General features: G+C 65.1%; 18 protein-coding genes and 1 riboswitch. Of the genes, 16 read left to right on the top strand and 2 right to left on the bottom strand.

The genetic code is table 11. The annotated features are described in order from the left end of the window. Positions 1-17: 17 nt before the first annotated feature. The gene (locus FYJ92_RS11380; protein ID WP_185260832.1) at positions 18-1,421 is read right to left on the bottom strand and encodes a glucose-6-phosphate dehydrogenase; all 1,404 of its coding nucleotides are present in this window, start codon (positions 1,419-1,421) and stop codon (positions 18-20) included. Between the two features lie 88 nt (positions 1,422-1,509). Here FYJ92_RS11380 and ffh point away from each other — a divergent pair, with 88 nt between their 5' ends. After that, positions 1,510-3,090 carry a signal recognition particle protein gene (gene ffh, locus FYJ92_RS11375; RefSeq protein ID WP_185260831.1) on the top strand — a complete coding sequence of 527 codons (1,581 nt, stop codon included), beginning with the start codon at positions 1,510-1,512 and terminating at the stop codon, positions 3,088-3,090. A 103-nt stretch (positions 3,091-3,193) separates the two neighbouring features. Next, positions 3,194-3,928 carry an alpha/beta hydrolase gene (locus FYJ92_RS11370; protein WP_185260830.1) on the top strand — a complete coding sequence of 245 codons (735 nt, stop codon included), beginning with the start codon at positions 3,194-3,196 and terminating at the stop codon, positions 3,926-3,928. 4 nt (positions 3,929-3,932) lie between these two features. Here the strand turns inward: FYJ92_RS11370 and thiC are convergent, their stop codons facing one another. Next, the gene (gene thiC, locus FYJ92_RS11365; protein WP_185260829.1) at positions 3,933-5,750 is read right to left on the bottom strand and encodes a phosphomethylpyrimidine synthase ThiC; all 1,818 of its coding nucleotides are present in this window, start codon (positions 5,748-5,750) and stop codon (positions 3,933-3,935) included. Beyond that, a riboswitch (TPP riboswitch) is annotated at positions 5,745-5,852 on the bottom strand. (Overlaps the previous gene by 6 nt.) Before the next feature lie 155 nt (positions 5,853-6,007). On the opposite strand from thiC, the gene FYJ92_RS11360 reads away from it, so the two are divergent. From FYJ92_RS11360 to dprA, 14 genes are all read left to right on the top strand, one after another. Continuing rightward, a complete protein-coding gene (locus tag FYJ92_RS11360; RefSeq protein ID WP_185260828.1) occupies positions 6,008-6,883 on the top strand; it encodes a VOC family protein in 876 nt (291 codons plus the stop codon). Positions 6,884-6,996: 113 nt separating this feature from the next. After that, positions 6,997-7,434, top strand: coding sequence for a hypothetical protein (locus tag FYJ92_RS11355; protein ID WP_185260827.1), 438 nt, complete (start codon positions 6,997-6,999; stop codon positions 7,432-7,434). 211 nt (positions 7,435-7,645) lie between these two features. After that, positions 7,646-8,062: a 30S ribosomal protein S16 gene (gene rpsP / locus FYJ92_RS11350; protein WP_111909386.1), complete on the top strand. Its 417-nt coding sequence runs from the start codon at positions 7,646-7,648 to the stop codon at positions 8,060-8,062. A gap of 1 nt (position 8,063) precedes the next feature. Further along, the gene (locus FYJ92_RS11345) at positions 8,064-8,306 is read left to right on the top strand and encodes an RNA-binding protein (RefSeq protein ID WP_160671756.1); all 243 of its coding nucleotides are present in this window, start codon (positions 8,064-8,066) and stop codon (positions 8,304-8,306) included. 111 nt (positions 8,307-8,417) lie between these two features. Continuing rightward, on the top strand, positions 8,418-8,963 hold the full coding sequence (gene rimM / locus FYJ92_RS11340; protein ID WP_185260826.1) for a ribosome maturation factor RimM: 546 nt from the start codon (positions 8,418-8,420) through the stop codon (positions 8,961-8,963). Next, positions 8,964-9,821 carry a tRNA (guanosine(37)-N1)-methyltransferase TrmD gene (gene trmD, locus FYJ92_RS11335; protein WP_185260825.1) on the top strand — a complete coding sequence of 286 codons (858 nt, stop codon included), beginning with the start codon at positions 8,964-8,966 and terminating at the stop codon, positions 9,819-9,821. Positions 9,822-10,064: 243 nt separating this feature from the next. After that, positions 10,065-10,424: a 50S ribosomal protein L19 gene (gene rplS / locus FYJ92_RS11330; RefSeq protein ID WP_056349088.1), complete on the top strand. Its 360-nt coding sequence runs from the start codon at positions 10,065-10,067 to the stop codon at positions 10,422-10,424. Between the two features lie 84 nt (positions 10,425-10,508). Next, on the top strand, positions 10,509-11,186 hold the full coding sequence (lepB, locus tag FYJ92_RS11325; RefSeq protein ID WP_185260824.1) for a signal peptidase I: 678 nt from the start codon (positions 10,509-10,511) through the stop codon (positions 11,184-11,186). Beyond that, positions 11,187-12,083 carry a signal peptidase I gene (gene lepB, locus FYJ92_RS11320; protein ID WP_185260823.1) on the top strand — a complete coding sequence of 299 codons (897 nt, stop codon included), beginning with the start codon at positions 11,187-11,189 and terminating at the stop codon, positions 12,081-12,083. Between the two features lie 14 nt (positions 12,084-12,097). Beyond that, a complete protein-coding gene (locus tag FYJ92_RS11315) occupies positions 12,098-12,841 on the top strand; it encodes a ribonuclease HII (protein ID WP_185263770.1) in 744 nt (247 codons plus the stop codon). Between the two features lie 93 nt (positions 12,842-12,934). Then, complete coding sequence (locus tag FYJ92_RS11310; protein WP_111909356.1) at positions 12,935-13,261, top strand: DUF2469 domain-containing protein; 327 nt, start codon at positions 12,935-12,937, stop codon at positions 13,259-13,261. 123 nt (positions 13,262-13,384) lie between these two features. Next, complete coding sequence (locus FYJ92_RS11305) at positions 13,385-13,741, top strand: YraN family protein (RefSeq protein ID WP_185260822.1); 357 nt, start codon at positions 13,385-13,387, stop codon at positions 13,739-13,741. Further along, complete coding sequence (locus tag FYJ92_RS11300) at positions 13,742-15,286, top strand: YifB family Mg chelatase-like AAA ATPase (RefSeq protein ID WP_185260821.1); 1,545 nt, start codon at positions 13,742-13,744, stop codon at positions 15,284-15,286. 14 nt (positions 15,287-15,300) lie between these two features. Then, positions 15,301-16,485 (top strand): DNA-processing protein DprA, encoded by a 1,185-nt coding sequence (gene dprA, locus FYJ92_RS11295; protein WP_185260820.1) that lies wholly within the window; start codon positions 15,301-15,303, stop codon positions 16,483-16,485. The last annotated feature ends 32 nt before the right edge of the window (positions 16,486-16,517 follow it).

The following is a 16,517-nucleotide window of genomic DNA, read 5'->3' as shown; positions in this document are numbered from 1 at the left end:
GAGCAGCCAGCCAGCACTTAGTCCGCAGCCGCGGAACCTGGCCATCCGGCGGGACCGGCCGAACCGGCGTCGTACTTTTCCAGCGGCACCGTGCCCCGCTGCCAGGCCTTCAGCACCGGCTCAAGAATCCGCCAGCAGTCCTCCGCTGTGTCACCGCGCACCGAGAGCAGCGGATCACCGCTCAGGACGCCCTCCAGCACTTCGCCATAGGGGAGCAGCTCAGAAGCGCTCAGCTCCGCATTCAGCGTTGTGCGGCTCAGGCTGAACATGCTGCCGGGACCGTTGACGTCGACGTCGAACGCCAGGGTATCCGGCCCGAACCCGATCCGCAGCTGGTTAGGGGAGTCCACGCCCGTGAAGCCCGCCGGAAGGTGCGGCACGGGGCGGAAGGTGACCACGGCCTCCTTCCGTTTCACGCCGAGGGCCTTGCCCGAACGCAGAATGAAAGGGACCCCCTTCCATCGCCAGTTATCGATGTCCACGCGGACTTCCGCCAGGGTCTCCGTCCCACGGGATGCGTCCACGCCTTCTTCCTGGACATAGTCCGGGACCTTCCTGCCGGCAATCGAACCCGCCGTATACGTGGCCCGGCGCGTGGATTTTGCGTAAGGGGCGCTGATGCTGCTGGCGCGGAGCACGGCCGCGATGGCGTCCCGGAGGTCCCGCTCCCCGAGGGTGGCGGGCGGCTCAATGGCCATGAGCGCCATGATCTGCAGCAAGTGGCTCTGGATCATGTCGCGCAGGGCTCCTGCATTGTCGTAGTACCGCGCCCTACCCTCCAGCGCCAGGTCCTCGTCGAAGGTGATCTCGACCTTTTCCACATGCTCGCGGTTCCACACGGGTTCCAGGAAATTATTCGCAAAGCGCAGGCCCAGGATGTTCAGCACCGTCGCTTTCCCCAGGAAATGGTCCACCCGGTGGATGTGGTCCTCCGGCACCAGCGCGGCGAGTGTGTGGTTAAGGGAACGGGCCGAGGCTTCACTGGAGCCGAAAGGCTTCTCCATGACCAGCCGTGTTCCGGCCGGAACCTGGTCACGGTGCAGCGACTCGCAGGCCAGCTGGCTGACATGGGGAGGCAACGCAAAATAGATCGCGGTGGGGCCTTCCAGCCCGGCCAACAGTCCCGCCAGGGCTCCTTCCGCCGTAACATCAAGCTGGTGGTAAGCGGTGGCCTTAGCCAAGGCGGTGAGGGCCTTTTTTCCAACCGTGTTGGCGGCCTCCGCAGCGGGGGCGAAGGCCTCGTGGACCCGGGTATGCCACTGTTCCGGCGTCCAGGCGTCGGATCCGGCGCCCACCAGGGTCAGGCCATCTGTCCGGCCGGTAGCCACCAGCCGGGCCAGTCCCGGCAGCAGGAGGCGGCCTGTCAGATCGCCTGAGGCGCCGAGAATGAGCAGGGTTTTTACATTTGTTTGGCTCGTCACCCTGCCAGCATGCCATCCGGCAAGCCCGGCTTGGTACCCTAGATAGTCGAGTCCCCCCTGTAAATCCACTGAAAGAAGTGCGCGGCGCGTGTTCAATTCACTCTCTGACCGGTTGACAGCAACCTTCAAGAATCTCCGTGGCAAGGGCCGCCTCACTGAGGCCGACGTTGATGCCACAGTCCGGGAGATCCGCCGCGCCCTCCTGGATGCCGACGTCGCCGTTTCCGTGGTGCGTGAATTTACGGCCCGCGTCCGCGAGCGTGCCCTCGGGGCAGAGGTTTCGGGGGCGCTGAACCCGAGCCAGCAGATCGTCAAGATCGTCAATGAGGAGCTCGTTGAGATCCTCGGCGGCGAGACCCGCCGCATCCGCCTGGCCAAGTCCGGCCCCACCATCATCATGCTGGCTGGCCTCCAGGGTGCCGGTAAGACCACCCTCGCCGGCAAGCTCTCCAAGTGGCTCAAGGCTCAAGGTCACAGCCCCCTCCTGGTGGCATGTGATCTTCAGCGGCCCAATGCCGTCACTCAGCTCCAGGTTGTGGGTCAGCGTGCCGGCGTGCCCGTTTTCGCGCCGCACCCCGGAGCCACCTCGGAACTGGAGCACCCTGCCGGTGACCCGGTCGCCGTCGCCCGCGCCGGCGTCGAGGAAGCGCGCCAGAAGCTGCACGACGTCGTGATCGTTGATACCGCCGGGCGCCTTGGCGTTGACGCCGAGATGATGGAGCAGGCGAGCCAGATCCGCCGCGCCATTGTCCCCAATGAAGTGCTGTTTGTGATTGACGCCATGATCGGACAGGACGCCGTGAACACGGCCGTCGCGTTTGACGAGGGTGTGAACTTCACCGGAATCGTGCTGTCAAAGCTCGACGGCGACGCCCGCGGTGGTGCCGCACTGTCGGTTGCGTCGGTCACCGGTAAGCCGGTCATGTTCGCCTCCACCGGCGAAGGCGTGGATGACTTTGAGCTGTTCCACCCGGACCGCATGGCCTCCCGCATCCTGGACATGGGTGACGTCCTCACCCTGATTGAGCAGGCCGAGAAGAACTGGGACAAGGACGAAGCCGCCCGGATGGCGAAGAAATTCGCCGACCAGGAAGACTTCACCCTGGACGACTTTCTCTCCCAGATGCAGCAGATCCGCAACATGGGCTCCATGAAGAAGATGCTCATGATGATGCCCGGTGCGCAGAACATCCGCGAGCAGCTGGAGAACTTTGACGAGCGCGAGATTGACCGGGTCGAAGCGATCGTGCGGTCCATGACGCCGCACGAACGCGTCGCCCCGAAGATCATCAACGGCTCCCGCAGGGCACGCATCGCCCGCGGTTCAGGCGTGCACGTGTCCGAGGTCAACGGCCTGCTGGAGCGCTTCGGCCAGGCCCAGAAGATGATGAAGAAGATGGCGCAGGGCGGCGGCATGCCCGGAATGCCGGGGATGCCCGGCATGGGCGGCCCCGGCAGTGCGCGGAAGGGCGGCAAGAACGCCCCGAAGAAGAAGGCCCGCTCAGGCAACCCTGCCAAGGCTGCCCAGGAGCTCAAGGACGCCGAAGCCCGTCGGGCCGGCGCGGCGAAAGCTCTTCCCACGGGGGCGTCATTCGGCCGGCAGGGCGGCGACTTCGACCCTTCGCAGCTGAACCTGCCCAAGGGATTCGACAAGTTCCTCGGCAAGTAACCACCCCTCCCGGCCGGGTAGCAGCAGGTGTTGTGTTGAGCACGCAGGCCCACACTTACTGCTGCCCAACCGGGATGTCGGCGCCGTGGAATAGGGTTGGGTCATGTTCAAACAGCGGGTAGTGTACGTGCACGGCGCCGGACCTTTCGGTGCGGCGGCGTGGACCCGCCAGCACGGAATGGCGCTGATGTACGACGCCCTGTTCCTGCGGCGGCACGGCTTTGACCCGGTTGCTGAGCCCTTGGAGTCCTCGTTCGCCGAAGACACCGCCATCATCCTGCGCTCACTGGCCGATGATGGCCGCGGTGCCGCCGGCGGCCATGTTGTGGCCCACGCCGAGGGCGCCATTGCGGCCATGATGGCCGCCGTCGATCGCCCTGACCTGGTGTTTTCCCTCACGCTGGTTGAACCGGCGTGCTTGTCCCTGACCGTCGAACTGCCGGCCACGTCTGCCCACAGGGCGCTGATGCAACCGCTGTTCGATATCCGGCACCAACTCAGTGATGACGACTTCCAGCGTGAGTTCGTGCGGAGAATGTTCGCGGCGGACCTCCAGGAGCCCGCCACCACGGAAGAAAAACGGTCAGCTCGCCGGCTCCGGTTGCAGGCGCCGTCCTGGGACGCCCCGCTGCACATCGTTCCGGGCGTCCCCACCATGGTCCTGACTGGCGGCTGGGAACCGCTCTACGAGGAGATCGCCGGATATCTGCAGGAAACCGGTGCCCTGCACCGCATTGCTGCGGGAGGACACCGGCCCCAGGACTCTGCCGAAGGTGACCGTGCCATCCGGTCCTTCATCGCCGCCGTCGGCAGGTCACGCTCGGTTCGGGCTTCCTGAGCCGTCAGCTCCCGGCCGGAATCCGAAGCTCCGGGAGGTAGACCTTCCCGCCGGCGGCCAGGAACTCCGCACTCTTTTCGCGCATCCCGCTGTAGGCCTCGGCTATGGCCGCCTGCGAATCTGCGGAGCCGTATTCGTCCCTGATGTCCTGGCTGATCTTCATGGAGCAGAACTTCGGGCCGCACATGGAGCAGAAGTGCGCCGTTTTCGCCGGTTCGGCCGGCAACGTCTCGTCATGGAAGGCCTCGGCTGTAACCGGGTCAAGGGACAGCGCGAACTGGTCGCGCCAGCGGAACTCGAACCGGGCCTTTGACAGGGCGTCGTCCCGTTCATGGGCGCCGGGGTGGCCCTTGGCAAGGTCGGCTGCGTGGGCGGCGATCTTGTAGGTGATCACCCCGGTCTTCACGTCGTCCTTGTTCGGCAGGCCAAGGTGCTCCTTGGGCGTGACGTAACAAAGCATGGCTGTGCCGTACCGGGCGATTTCGGTGGCGCCGATGGCGGACGTGATGTGGTCATAGCCCGGGGCAATGTCCGTGACCAGGGGCCCCAGTGTGTAGAACGGGGCGCCCTTGCAGAGTTCCTGCTGGCGTTCCACGTTCTCCCGCACCAGGTGGAACGGGACGTGCCCAGGACCCTCCACCATGACCTGCACATCGAATTCCCACGCCCGCTGCGTAAGCTCCGCGAGCGTGTCCAGCTCCGCGAACTGGGCGGCGTCGTTGGCGTCCGCAGTGGCTCCCGGGCGCAGTCCGTCGCCCAGGGAGAACGCGACGTCGTACTTGGCGAAGATCTCGCACAGCTCGTCGAAGTGCGTGTAAAGGAAGTTTTCCTGGTGGTGGGCCAGGCACCAGCCCGCCATGATCGCACCGCCCCGGGAGACGATGCCGGTGACGCGGTTGGCCGTCAGCGGCACGTAACGCAGCAGCACACCGGCGTGGATGGTCATGTAGTCCACGCCCTGCTCGCACTGCTCAATGACGGTGTCCCGGAAGATTTCCCACGTCAGTGCGTTGGCCTCGCCATTGACCTTCTCCAGGGCCTGGTAGATCGGCACCGTGCCAATGGGCACGGGGGAGTTGCGGATGAGCCATTCCCGCGTGGTGTGGATGTCATCTCCGGTGGAAAGGTCCATCACCGTGTCGGCGCCCCACTGGGTGGCCCATTGGAGTTTGTCCACTTCCTCGGCGATGGAGCTGGTCACCGCGGAGTTGCCGATATTGGCGTTGATCTTGACCAGGAATGCCTTGCCGATAATCATCGGTTCGGATTCCGGGTGGTTGATGTTGTTGGGGATGATGGCGCGGCCGGCAGCGACTTCGCTGCGGACCAGTTCCACGTCACAGTTCTCGCGGAGGGCAACGAACTGCATCTCGGTGGTCACCACACCCTGCCGTGCGTAGTGCATCTGCGTGACGGTCCGGCCGTCGACGGCGCGGCGGGGCACCGGCCGTGCCCCCTTCCACTCCGCAGAGGCTGCGCCGCGCCGCACGGCCGACTTACCGTCGTCGAGCAGGTTCCGTTCCCGTCCGCTGTAGGGCTCGGTGTCGCCGCGGGCGGCGATCCACTCCGAGCGGAACGGGTTGAGGCCCACCACCGGATCGCTGCCCGGCCCGGCCGTGCGGTAGGTCCGAAAAGGCCCGTTCGCTGCGCCGTTCGGCGACGGTTCCAGCGCGATCTCGGTCACGGGAACCCGGATCCCGGTGGCGTCATCAGTGATGAACGCCAGCGAGTGGGACTTCAGTGACTGAGTGTCAGGCTGGAGCGTTTGATCCTGGTCGGCTTCAATGTGGGCAGGGATCAGCTGTGTTTCTTGTGTATTCAATGAATACTCACTTCCTTCGCCGGCATTACCCGGACAGGTTCAACGGTCGCAGGCTGCGTCAGCCCGATCTCAGCCCCTGCAAGGGCTCCCGTGTGGTCAAGTCGAAGCTACCACAGGCAGAGGGCGGCCCGGTGACAGCACTCACGGGACCGGAGTTGCAATCTGTGCGTTCAGCCACTTGAATTAAATTGAAGCTTCAAGTAAATTGAAGGTATAGCCGCCTTCGGCCCCGAAGGCCAACGGACCGGGAGCGTTCAATGACTGCAGAAGCCACCAGCCGGGATCTCCTTCCTGCCGACCTCTCCATGGGCACCGTGATGCTCAAGGTGGGCGACGTGAAGCTGATGACCGACTACTACCAGCGCGCACTCGGCCTGGAGGTTGTGGCGGAAGAGGACGGCGGCGTCTACCTTGGCCGCCTTCAACGCCCGCTCGTCCATCTCGCGGCCGCCCCTTCCCTGAACCTGCCTGGCAGGGGAGAGGCCGGGCTGTTCCACACCGCACTGCTCTTTGACAACCAGGCGTCACTGGCTGCCACGGTGGCCTCTGCAGCGCAATACGAACCCCGATCCTTCACGGGCAGCGCCGACCACCTCGTCAGCGAGGCCTTCTACTTCAACGACCCCGAAGGCAATGGCATCGAACTGTACTGGGACAGGCCCCGCGAAAACTGGTCCTGGAACGGGAAGGATGTGGTGATGGACAGCCTGGCACTGCCACCGCAGCGCTACCTTGAGCAGCACCTGACCCAGGAATCCGTGGCCGGCCAGCAGGCCGCTGAAGCCGGGGTGGGCCACATCCACCTCCAGGTGGGTGACGTCCAGTCGGCGCACCATTTCTACGTGGGCACGCTGGGCTTCGAAAAGACCGCAGGCTGGCACGGGCAGGCGCTGTTTGTCTCGGCCGGCCGGTATCACCACCACATGGCCATGAACGTCTGGAACAGCCGCGGCGCCGGTCCCCGCAAGGACACCCTGGGCCTGGGTGAAGTGCTCATCGAGGTCACTTCCGGGGACGACGTCGGTGCGCTCGCCGACCGCCTGAAGGTCGCCGGCGTGGCCTCGCACCACACGGGCGCCGAGCTTCGCTTCGAGGATCCGTGGCGCAACAGGATCCGTGTCGCCGTCCGCTGAGTGCGGATGCCAAAGGTGCGGGGCGCGTTGTACTAGGCTGATTCTGAACGGCCGGGGCGGCACTTGATGCAGCCCTTCCGGGCCGCACCGTCGACGGAATGAGGGCTGTTCCCATGGGCTTCACTGAAATTTTTGTTTCCACTCACGATGCCGCGCTGAAGCGGGCGGTCGTCCTGGATGCGGGCGGCTCCCCGGCGGGCCAGGGCCTGCGGATTCCCGGAATCAGCGATTTCGAAATCGAACAGCTTGGCGATCTTGCCGGTGCTGCGGTGCACGCCGGTGGCGCGGACTACGAACTGGCCATGGTTGATGTGGCCAGCGATTCGCTCCTCGGGGTTCCGTCGGCCATGGTGCGTGCGCTGGCGGACCTGCTCAGTTATGAGACTGAGGGGGACGGTAATGTCCTGGATGACGTCGCTGAAAAGTGGGCCGCCCAGGATGACATGCCCTTCGGCGTGGCCGAGGCCCGGACGTATGTCCAGAAGGTCGCCGAGCTGGCGAACTCGATCGATGACGCCGCGCGCACCGGTGTCTACGTCTGGTCGTCCTAGGCTGGCTGTGGCGTGCCGGTCCGCCCCGCTGCTCCATTCGTCCGTGTCAAGTCGAAATCCGGACGCTGATCTGGCACAATAAACAGGTACTCGATCTGCGTGGCCCCTCTCTCCGCGTTTGGATCCTGTCCTTTGAACCCTCAAGTATGGCCCGCCCCACGGGTGCAGAACGTCGGTTTACCCCTTTTCTGAAACAGGAGTGACCACAAAAGTGGCCGTAAAGATTCGCCTTAAGCGCTTTGGCAAGATGCGCGCACCGTACTACCGCATCGTCGTTATGGACGCACGCTCCAAGCGTGACGGCCGTGCCATCGAAGAGATCGGCAAGTACCACCCCACCGAAGAGCCCTCATACATCGAGGTTGACACGGACCGTGCCCAGTACTGGCTCGGCGTCGGCGCACAGCCGTCCGAGCAGGTTGCCGCGATCCTCAAGATCACCGGTGACTGGCAGAAGTTCAAGGGCCTCCCGGGCCAGGAAGGCACCCTGAAGACCAAAGCTCCGAAGGTTGCCTTTGTTGCCCCGGAGAAGGGTTCCGTGATTATCCCGGAAGCCATCACCAAGAAGTCAAAGCAGTCTGACGCAGCCGAGGCCCCGGCCGAAGCAGAGACCACCGAGGCTGAGTAGATTGCTGGCAGAAGCGCTCGAACACCTCGTCCGGGGAATCGTTGATTCGCCTGACGATGTCAAGGTCAGCTCGAAGAACAACCGCCGCGGGGACACCCTTGAGGTTCGTGTTCATCAGGATGACCTGGGACGGGTGATCGGCCGCCAGGGCCGCACCGCACGGGCATTGCGCACCGTTGTGGCAGCACTGGCAGACGGCGAACCGGTCAGGGTCGACGTCGTTGACACCGACCGCCGCCGCTAAGCGCTCAGCAACATCAGTTTTTGCTCCGGCCCTTCCACCAGCAACGGTGGAGGGGCCGGAGTGCTTTCACCACATCGCCTAATTCGGGCACGATCACAGACAGAGGAACAGATGCAGCTTCAGGTGGCACGAATCGGCAAACCGCATGGAATTCGCGGCGAAGTGACGGTCCAGGTGCTGACCGATGCTCCCGGGGACCGGTTCGTTCCCGGTACGGAGTTTGTGGTGGAGCCTGCATCCGCCGGCGCCCTTATTGTTGAGAGTGCGCGGTGGAACAAGGACATCCTGCTGCTCGCGTTCGAGGGAATCGAAACCCGCAACCAAGCCGAGACCCTGCGTGGCGCCAAGCTCTTCATCGAAACCGAAGAGCTGGACGAGGACGACGACGAAGGCTGGTACGAGCACGAACTCGTGGGGCTCGAAGCCCGCGTGGGTTCGCGGGTAGTCGGCAAGGTCGCCGCCCTGCACACGTTGCCTGTCCAGGACCTGCTCGTGGTTGAAACGCCGGACGGCAAGGAAATCCTGGTCCCGTTCGTGGAGCAGATCGTTCCGGAGGTCAATGTGGCCGGCGGTTTTGTCCTGCTGACGCCGCCGGACGGGCTTTTTGAGGTCAACGATGGCGAAGCCGCTACCGGCGACCCGGAGGAAAACGCGTAGATGAGAATCGACGTCGTCAGTATCTTCCCGGAGTACCTGGCGCCCCTGGAACTCTCGCTCATCGGCAAGGCCCGCCAGGACGGCCTGCTGGACCTGCGCGTCCATGATCTGCGTGATTTCACCACGGACAAGCATCGATCAGTGGACGACACCCCGTACGGCGGCGGTGCCGGCATGGTGATGAAGCCCGAGCCGTGGGCGCAGGCGTTGGCTGCTGTCGCCGGCGCCGGTCAAGCCGAAGCAGGCGCCGAGGCCGCGGGGGGCATGGCCGCCAGGCCGGTGCTGATCGTCCCTTCGCCGGCCGGGGAGCGTTTCAGCCAGGCCCTGGCCTATGAGCTCGCCGAAGAGGACCAGCTGGTTTTCGCCTGCGGTCGTTATGAGGGCATCGACGAGCGAGTCATTGAGTGGGCGGAAGAGCACTTCACGGTTCGCCCCATGAGCCTTGGCGACTATGTCCTGAACGGCGGCGAAGTGGCCGTTCTGGCGATGGTCGAAGCCATCGGCAGGCTGCTGCCCGGCGTGGTGGGCAACCCTGATTCGTTGGTGGAGGAGTCACATTCGGACGGGCTGCTGGAATATCCCGTATACACCAAGCCCTCCAGCTGGCGGGGCAGGGAGGTCCCCGCCGTGCTGCTGAGCGGCAACCACGGGAAGATCGCGCAGTGGCGCCGCCACGAGCAATTTGGGCGGACGGCGAAACGCCGCCCGGACCTGCTGGAAACGTTCGACGCCGGGAAGCTGCCACGTGCGGACCGGACGGCTTTTGGCGACCTCGGGTACGACGTCGTCGACGGTCACCTCCGGGCGCGGCGGCAGGCTGGGACCAACCACGACGCCGGAACCGACCCCTCAGCCTGAAACGGCGCGGCAGCGGTCTGCGGCGATTGGCTGTAGGCCTGTGAGTGTGGCAAAATTAGTCTTTGTGTCTGCTGGGTCCGCACCTGCCACAGGGGGAGCGCCACCAACAGCTGGACACCCCGGGACCTTCAATCAGTGAAGGAACCGGACCCACTTAACTTTCGGCGGTAATTCCCGGTGCTTCCGGGCTTGCCCGCCGTGACCCAAAGTGAATGACCAGTGGCGTTCACCAGGAGTGCAATCATGCATATTCTCGATTCCGTAGATGCAGCCTCGCTGCGCACCGATGTTCCCGTCTTCCGCGCGGGTGACACCCTCAAGGTTCACGTGAACATCATCGAAGGCAAGAACTCCCGTGTCCAGGTATTCCAGGGCTTCGTCCTGGGCCGCCACGGCGACGGTCTGCGCGAAACCTTCACCATCCGCAAGGTCTCCTTCGGCGTCGGTGTGGAGCGTACCTTCCCGGTACACTCCCCGATCATCGACAAGATCGAGGTCGTCTCCAAGGGTGACGTGCGTCGCGCAAAGCTGTACTACATGCGCGACCTGCGCGGCAAGGCTGCAAAGATCAAGGAAAAGCGCGACTTCCAGCCCAAGAAGTAAGTCCTCAGGGACCTACAAAGCAGGCCCCAGCCGGACCAGGCCAGCGCCGGAGCCCTTCGCAACAGCGCCCCAGGAATACGGATCATGGACCACACAAAACGCCAGCCCAGAAGAATGGGCTGGCGTTTTGTGTTCCTGGCGGTTCTCCTGGCCGTGGCTGTCAGCGGCCTGGTTCGTTCCCTGTTGCTGGATGTCTACTACATTCCGTCCGAGTCCATGGAGCCGATCCTTGCTAACGGGGACCGTATCCTGGTCTCGAGGACAGACTTCCATACCGAACCCATCCGGCGAGGCGACATTGTGGTTTTCGATGGCAGGGGATCGTTCGCTCCCCTGAACAGTGGGAAGGGCCCCCTTCTGGATTCCGTGGCCGCGGCGGGTCAGTGGCTAGGCTTGGCCGGCAGTGACACCACATACGTGAAGCGAGTTATTGGCCTGCCGGGGGAGACCGTGGTCTGCTGCGATGCAGACGGAAAGATCACCGTCAACGGTCAGGCACTAGATGAGCCGTACCTGTTCGACGGAGACAGCCCAAGCAAGCAGATCTTCAGCGCGGTGGTGCCCGACGGGAGACTGTGGCTGCTCGGTGACCATCGCTCGGCGTCTGCTGATTCGCGCAGCCTGCTCGGTGCGCCCGGCGGTGGCATGGTGCCGATGGATCGTGTCATCGGCAGGCCGGTCCAGATCGTCTGGCCACTTGATAGATTTGCTGCAGTACTACGGCCGTCAGCGGCAGGATCAACAACAGAGGACGGACAGTAAATGCCCGAGAACAATGCCCGGACACCCGAGCCGCCTCGCGACGGCGCCCCCGGTGCCGACGCCGACGGCATGTCCGCCAATACGATTTCCGGCGGCAGGACCTCCGACGATGTGATTGCCGAAGACGTTACTGCCAACCGCGGCGACTCAGACGACGTGGCGGTCGGCAGCCCGTCGGCGCCGCCGTCCGGCAGGCGATCCGCGGCTCCGCCTACAGCGCCCGCCGCGCCCAGCCAGCTCTTTGTCTGGCTGAAGGAGGTTGCCACGGTGGTGGTGATCGCCGTGGTGCTGTCCTTCCTGATCAAGACCTTCCTGTTCCGCGCGTTCTATATTCCGTCAGAATCCATGGTCAGCACCCTGGACGTCAACGACCGCATCTTCGTAAACCTGCTTGTTCCGGAGCCGTTTTCCCTCTCTCGGGGCGACGTTGTGGTGTTCCGTGACACCAAGGGTTGGCTGAGCACCGTGCCGGATGAAGCGAAGGGACCGTTCACCTGGGTCCAGGACGGCCTGACATTTGTGGGACTGCTCCCGGACAACTCCGAGCAGCACCTCGTCAAACGCGTCATCGGGCTGCCCGGTGACGAGGTGATCTGCTGCGACGACGGCGGTAGACTGACCGTCAACGGATCCCCTATTGATGAAACCTATGTCAACGGGGCTGAAGAACCGCAGATCCGTGCCTTCGACGTCGTTGTTCCGGAAGGAAAGGTCTGGGTCATGGGCGATAACCGGAACCACTCCGCGGATTCCCGCTCGCACATGGAGTCCGATGGCGGATTCGTCGACCTCGTGGACGTGGAAGGCAAAGCCGCCGTCATCGCGTGGCCGCTGAACCGGATCACGGTCCTTGACAACTATCCGGCCGTCTTCCGGAACGTGCCTGCGGGAGGCTAGCAGTGTCCGCAGTGATGCCGGCCACTCCGGCTCCGGCCACGGTCTCAGCCACGGCTCCGGCCCGCCTTACGTCCAGGGTCCGCTCCAAAGCACCGACGCTGCGGCACGAGCGGACCTTCAAAGCGCAAGGTGCCCGCTACCTGGCGGGCGTGGACGAAGTGGGCCGCGGAGCGCTGGCAGGACCTGTGAGCGTCGGGATCGCCGTCGTGGACCTCCACACCCAGAAGCCCTTGGCCGGTGTGCGGGACAGCAAGCTGCTCAGCCCCGCCGAACGGGAGAGGCTGGAACCCCTGGTCCGACGCTGGAGTGTTGCGTCCGCCGTCGGGCACGCTTCCGCGCGCGAGATCGATGCATTGGGCATCATTGCTGCGCTGCGGCTGGCCGGTACGCGCGCCTGGCAGGACATCCTTGCGGCTGGCATCAGCCCGGATGTGGTGCTCCTCGATGGCAGTCACAACTGGCTCTCGCCCGCCGGGCAGCCTTCCCTGTTTGACGAGCCACCGGTGGACTTCGCATGCACGGCCCCCGTCCACACCAAGATCAAGGCGGACATGCAGTGCCTGAGCGTGGCCGCCGCCAGCGTGATTGCGAAGGTGGAACGCGACGAGCAAATGCGCGGCCTGCACAGTGAATACCCCGAGTTTGGCTGGGACGTCAACAAGGGCTACGCCACCGCAATTCACCGGGACGCGCTCCGCGCCGCTGGAGCCACGCCATACCACCGGGTGAGCTGGAACCTTCTGGGCGGCGAACTCTGATTCCTTGCCGTACTGGTGCCTGCCGCACTGGTGTAGGGCTCATGCGGCGCGGACGCTGCGAGTGCGGCGCCCCGGATGGTGCAAGATGGAAGCATGAGTGCTGAGGATCTTGAAAACTATGAAACCGACATGGAGCTGCAGCTCTACCGTGAATACCGCGATGTTGTCGGGCTCTTCAGCTACGTTGTCGAGACTGAACGCCGCTTTTACCTCGCAAACCACGTTGACCTGCAGGCCCGAAGCGCCGACGGCGAGGTCTACTTCGACCTGACGTTGCAGGATGCCTGGGTGTGGGATGTGTACCGCTCGGCACGGTTCGTCAAGACTGTCCGCGTCCTGACGTTCAAGGATGTCAACGTCGAAGAACTGCCCCGTAACGAGGAACTCGCCCTGCCGAAGGATGTTGACCTCGGCAACTGACGCCGGCGCACTGTTCCTCCACAGCGCCGCTGTATTCGGGCGATTTTCCGGGGTTACTCACATACACCAGTAGCTTCCTGTCCTCCGCTGTCCTGCCACTGCAGGCTGGTTGCGGAGGTAGAAATGAAATCCAAAGACCTGTTGGGCCGGCGCGGCGAGGAGCTCGCCGCCGGCTATCTTGAATCGCTCGGCATGCTGGTGGTGGAACGCAACTGGCGCTGCACCGAAGGTGAAATAGACATTGTGGCCCTCGACGGGGACTCCCTGGTGATTGCTGAGGTGAAGACCCGCCGTTCCCTGGACTACGGGCACCCGTTCGAAGCCGTGGGGCCGGACAAACTCGCCCGGCTGCATCGGCTTGGTTCGGCGTGGTGCCGGGACCGGGAGCTGCGGATGCCGCTACGGCGCGTGGACGTCATTGCCGTGGTGGACGACGGCGCCGGCGAACCCCTGGTGGAACACCTCAAGGGGGTGGGGTAGATGGCGCTGGGCCGGGCCTACTCCGTGGCGCTGGTGGGTTTGAACGGGTACATCGTCGAGGTGGAAGCCGACATCGGCCAGACTTTGCCGGCATTTGTGATCCTGGGCCTGCCGGATGCCGCGCTCAACGAGGCCAAGGAGCGGATACGTTCCGCGGCCAAAAATTCCGGAATTCCGTTAAGCCGGCGGAAGATCACGGCCAACCTCATCCCGGCGTCGCTGCCCAAACGTGGTTCCGGCTTTGACCTTGCCGTGACCATGGCGGTCCTGAGGGCCGCAAATGACATCAAGCCCACTGGACAGACCGTCTTCATTGCCGAACTCGGGTTGGATGGCCGGCTGCGGCCGGTGCGCGGGATACTGCCGGCAGTGATGGCATCGGTCCAGGCCGGCTATCCGGACGTGGTGGTGGCACACGCCAACCTCGGCGAGGCGTCACTGGTTCCCGGAGCCAACGTCCGCGGATACCGGACGCTGGCACGGCTTGCGCTCGATTTCGGTGCCGACCCGCAGGAGCTCGCACTGGACTTCGAACCGGAGGACGAGGCCGCACACTGTTATTCCGAACCGGGGGCTCAGACCGTACCTGACATGGCAGACGTCTCCGGCCAGGGTGAAGCCAGACGTGCACTCGAGGTGGCCGCGGCCGGGGCACACCATCTGCTCCTGACCGGACCTCCGGGAGCGGGCAAGACCATGCTGGCCGAAAGACTTCCCGGTCTCCTGCCGGACCTTGCTGACAACGAGGCCATGGAAGTCACCGCCATCCACTCGCTCTGCGGTCTTCCCTCATCCGCCGTTCAGCTTGTGCGGCGGCCGCCGTTCGAAAATCCGCATCATTCGGCCACAGCGGCCGCCATTATCGGCGGAGGATCGGGGTTGCCCCGGCCGGGTGCGGCATCACGCGCCCACCGCGGAGTCCTGTTCCTGGACGAAGCCCCGGAATACGAACGGCGAGTCCTGGACGCCCTTCGCCAGCCCCTGGAGAGCGGGGAGCTGGTCATACACCGCTCGGCCGGAACGGCGGCCTATCCTGCACGGTTCCAGCTGGTGCTTGCCGCCAACCCGTGTCCCTGCGGCAAGGCTTCGGGGAAGGGCCTGGACTGCACGTGCACGCCGATGATGCGGCGACGCTACGTGGCCAGGATGTCCGGTCCGCTGCTGGACCGGGTTGATATCCAGCTGCAGGTGGAGCGCGTGTCGCTGGCCGACTTCGGCCAGGCGGGCGCCGAAGAAGATACAGCCGCCGTGGCCCGGCGGGTCGGTGACGCACGCCGACGGCAGGCCGAACGGCTGCAGCCGCTCGGGATGGATACGAACTCGCAGGTGCCCGGCCGGATTCTCCGTGGGGCCCTGCGGTTGCCGGCCGGCGCCACCCGGATCCTGGACCACTCACTGGAGCGGGGCGTGCTGACCGCCAGGGGCTATGACAGGGTTCTGCGGCTGGCCTGGACACTGGCGGACCTGTCGCACCGCGATATGCCCGACACCAACGACATCGGCCAGGCCCTTGGCCTCCGGCAGGCTGCCTCGGCAGCTGTGTGAAGGAAGAGAACCACATGGACAACGAACGGATCGCCCGGGCCGCCTTGTCGCGGCTTATGGAACCGCAGGACGCTGCCGGACTGGCCCTCGTGCAGGCCACCGGTGCACTCGACGCCTTGAAAATCGCCACCGGACAGGCGGCCGCCGGCCCGGCACTGGAACGGGAGATCAGCGGATTGCTGGCGGACAACGGTGCCGGAACCAGCTGGGCCGGGATGGCTGCCTGCCTCAGACGCTGGGCGCCCCGCATTCCGGATCTGGCGCCCGAGCGTGACCTGGCCACCATGGCACGCCTTGGCGGCCGGCTGCTTGTCCCGGCGGACGACCTCTGGCCTGCCCAGCTCGGCGACCTTGGGATGCAGGAACCTCTCTGTCTGTGGTGGCGGGGCCTGGAACAGGAGCTTCCCGGTCCCGCCCGGAGCGTGGCGCTGGTGGGGTCCCGCGACAGCACCAGCTACGGCGCGTCGGTGACCGGGGACCTGGCCTACTCCCTGGCTCAGCGGGGCTTCACCGTGGTTTCCGGGGGCGCGTACGGCATCGACGCCCACGCGCACCGTGCAGCACTGGCCGGGGGATCAGCGGCGGTACCTACCATCGCGGTGATGGCTGGTGGTGTGGACCGGTTCTACCCGTCCGGAAACGAGGATCTTCTGCGGGCGGTCTGCAACCAGGGAGCGGTTCTCGCCGAGGTGCCGCCGGGCTCGGCGCCCACCCGCTACCGCTTTCTCCAGCGGAACAGGCTGATCGCGGCCCTGGCCGCCGTGACGGTTGTGGTGGAAGCCCGCTGGCGGTCCGGTGCGCTGAATACGGCGCACCACGCGGAGAGCCTTGGACGGGCGGTGGGAGCTGTGCCGGGGTCGGTGCACAGCGCCAACTCCGCCGGCTGCCACCGGCTGCTCCGGGATGGCGGCGCTGTCTGCGTGACTGACGCCGCGGAGATCGCCGAGTTGGCCTCCCCAAGCGGCCTGGGGCTTGCGGAGCCCGGGTCCGCGCATGCGGCCGACCATGACGGACTGACTTTGGAGGACCTGATCCTTCTTGACGCCCTGCCGCTGCGGTCCACCACGTCCGTGGACAAGCTTTGCGCAGTTGCCGGCCTCAGCGCGGACTCCGTGCGGGCCGGGTTAGGCAGGCTAGGCCTGCTGGGGCTCGCAGCTTCAGAAAGGGGCGGCTGGAAACGGGCCAAGGAATCCGTGTAGTTGCCTGTGTCCGGCACGGCATTGCCCGCGGA

The organism is Pseudarthrobacter sp. NBSH8, assembly GCF_014217545.1.
In the GTDB taxonomy this organism is placed as follows: Bacteria; Actinomycetota; Actinomycetes; order Actinomycetales; family Micrococcaceae; genus Arthrobacter.
The sequence above is the reverse complement of the archived record's forward strand: the minus strand, read 5'-3'. Positions and strand labels throughout refer to the sequence as shown.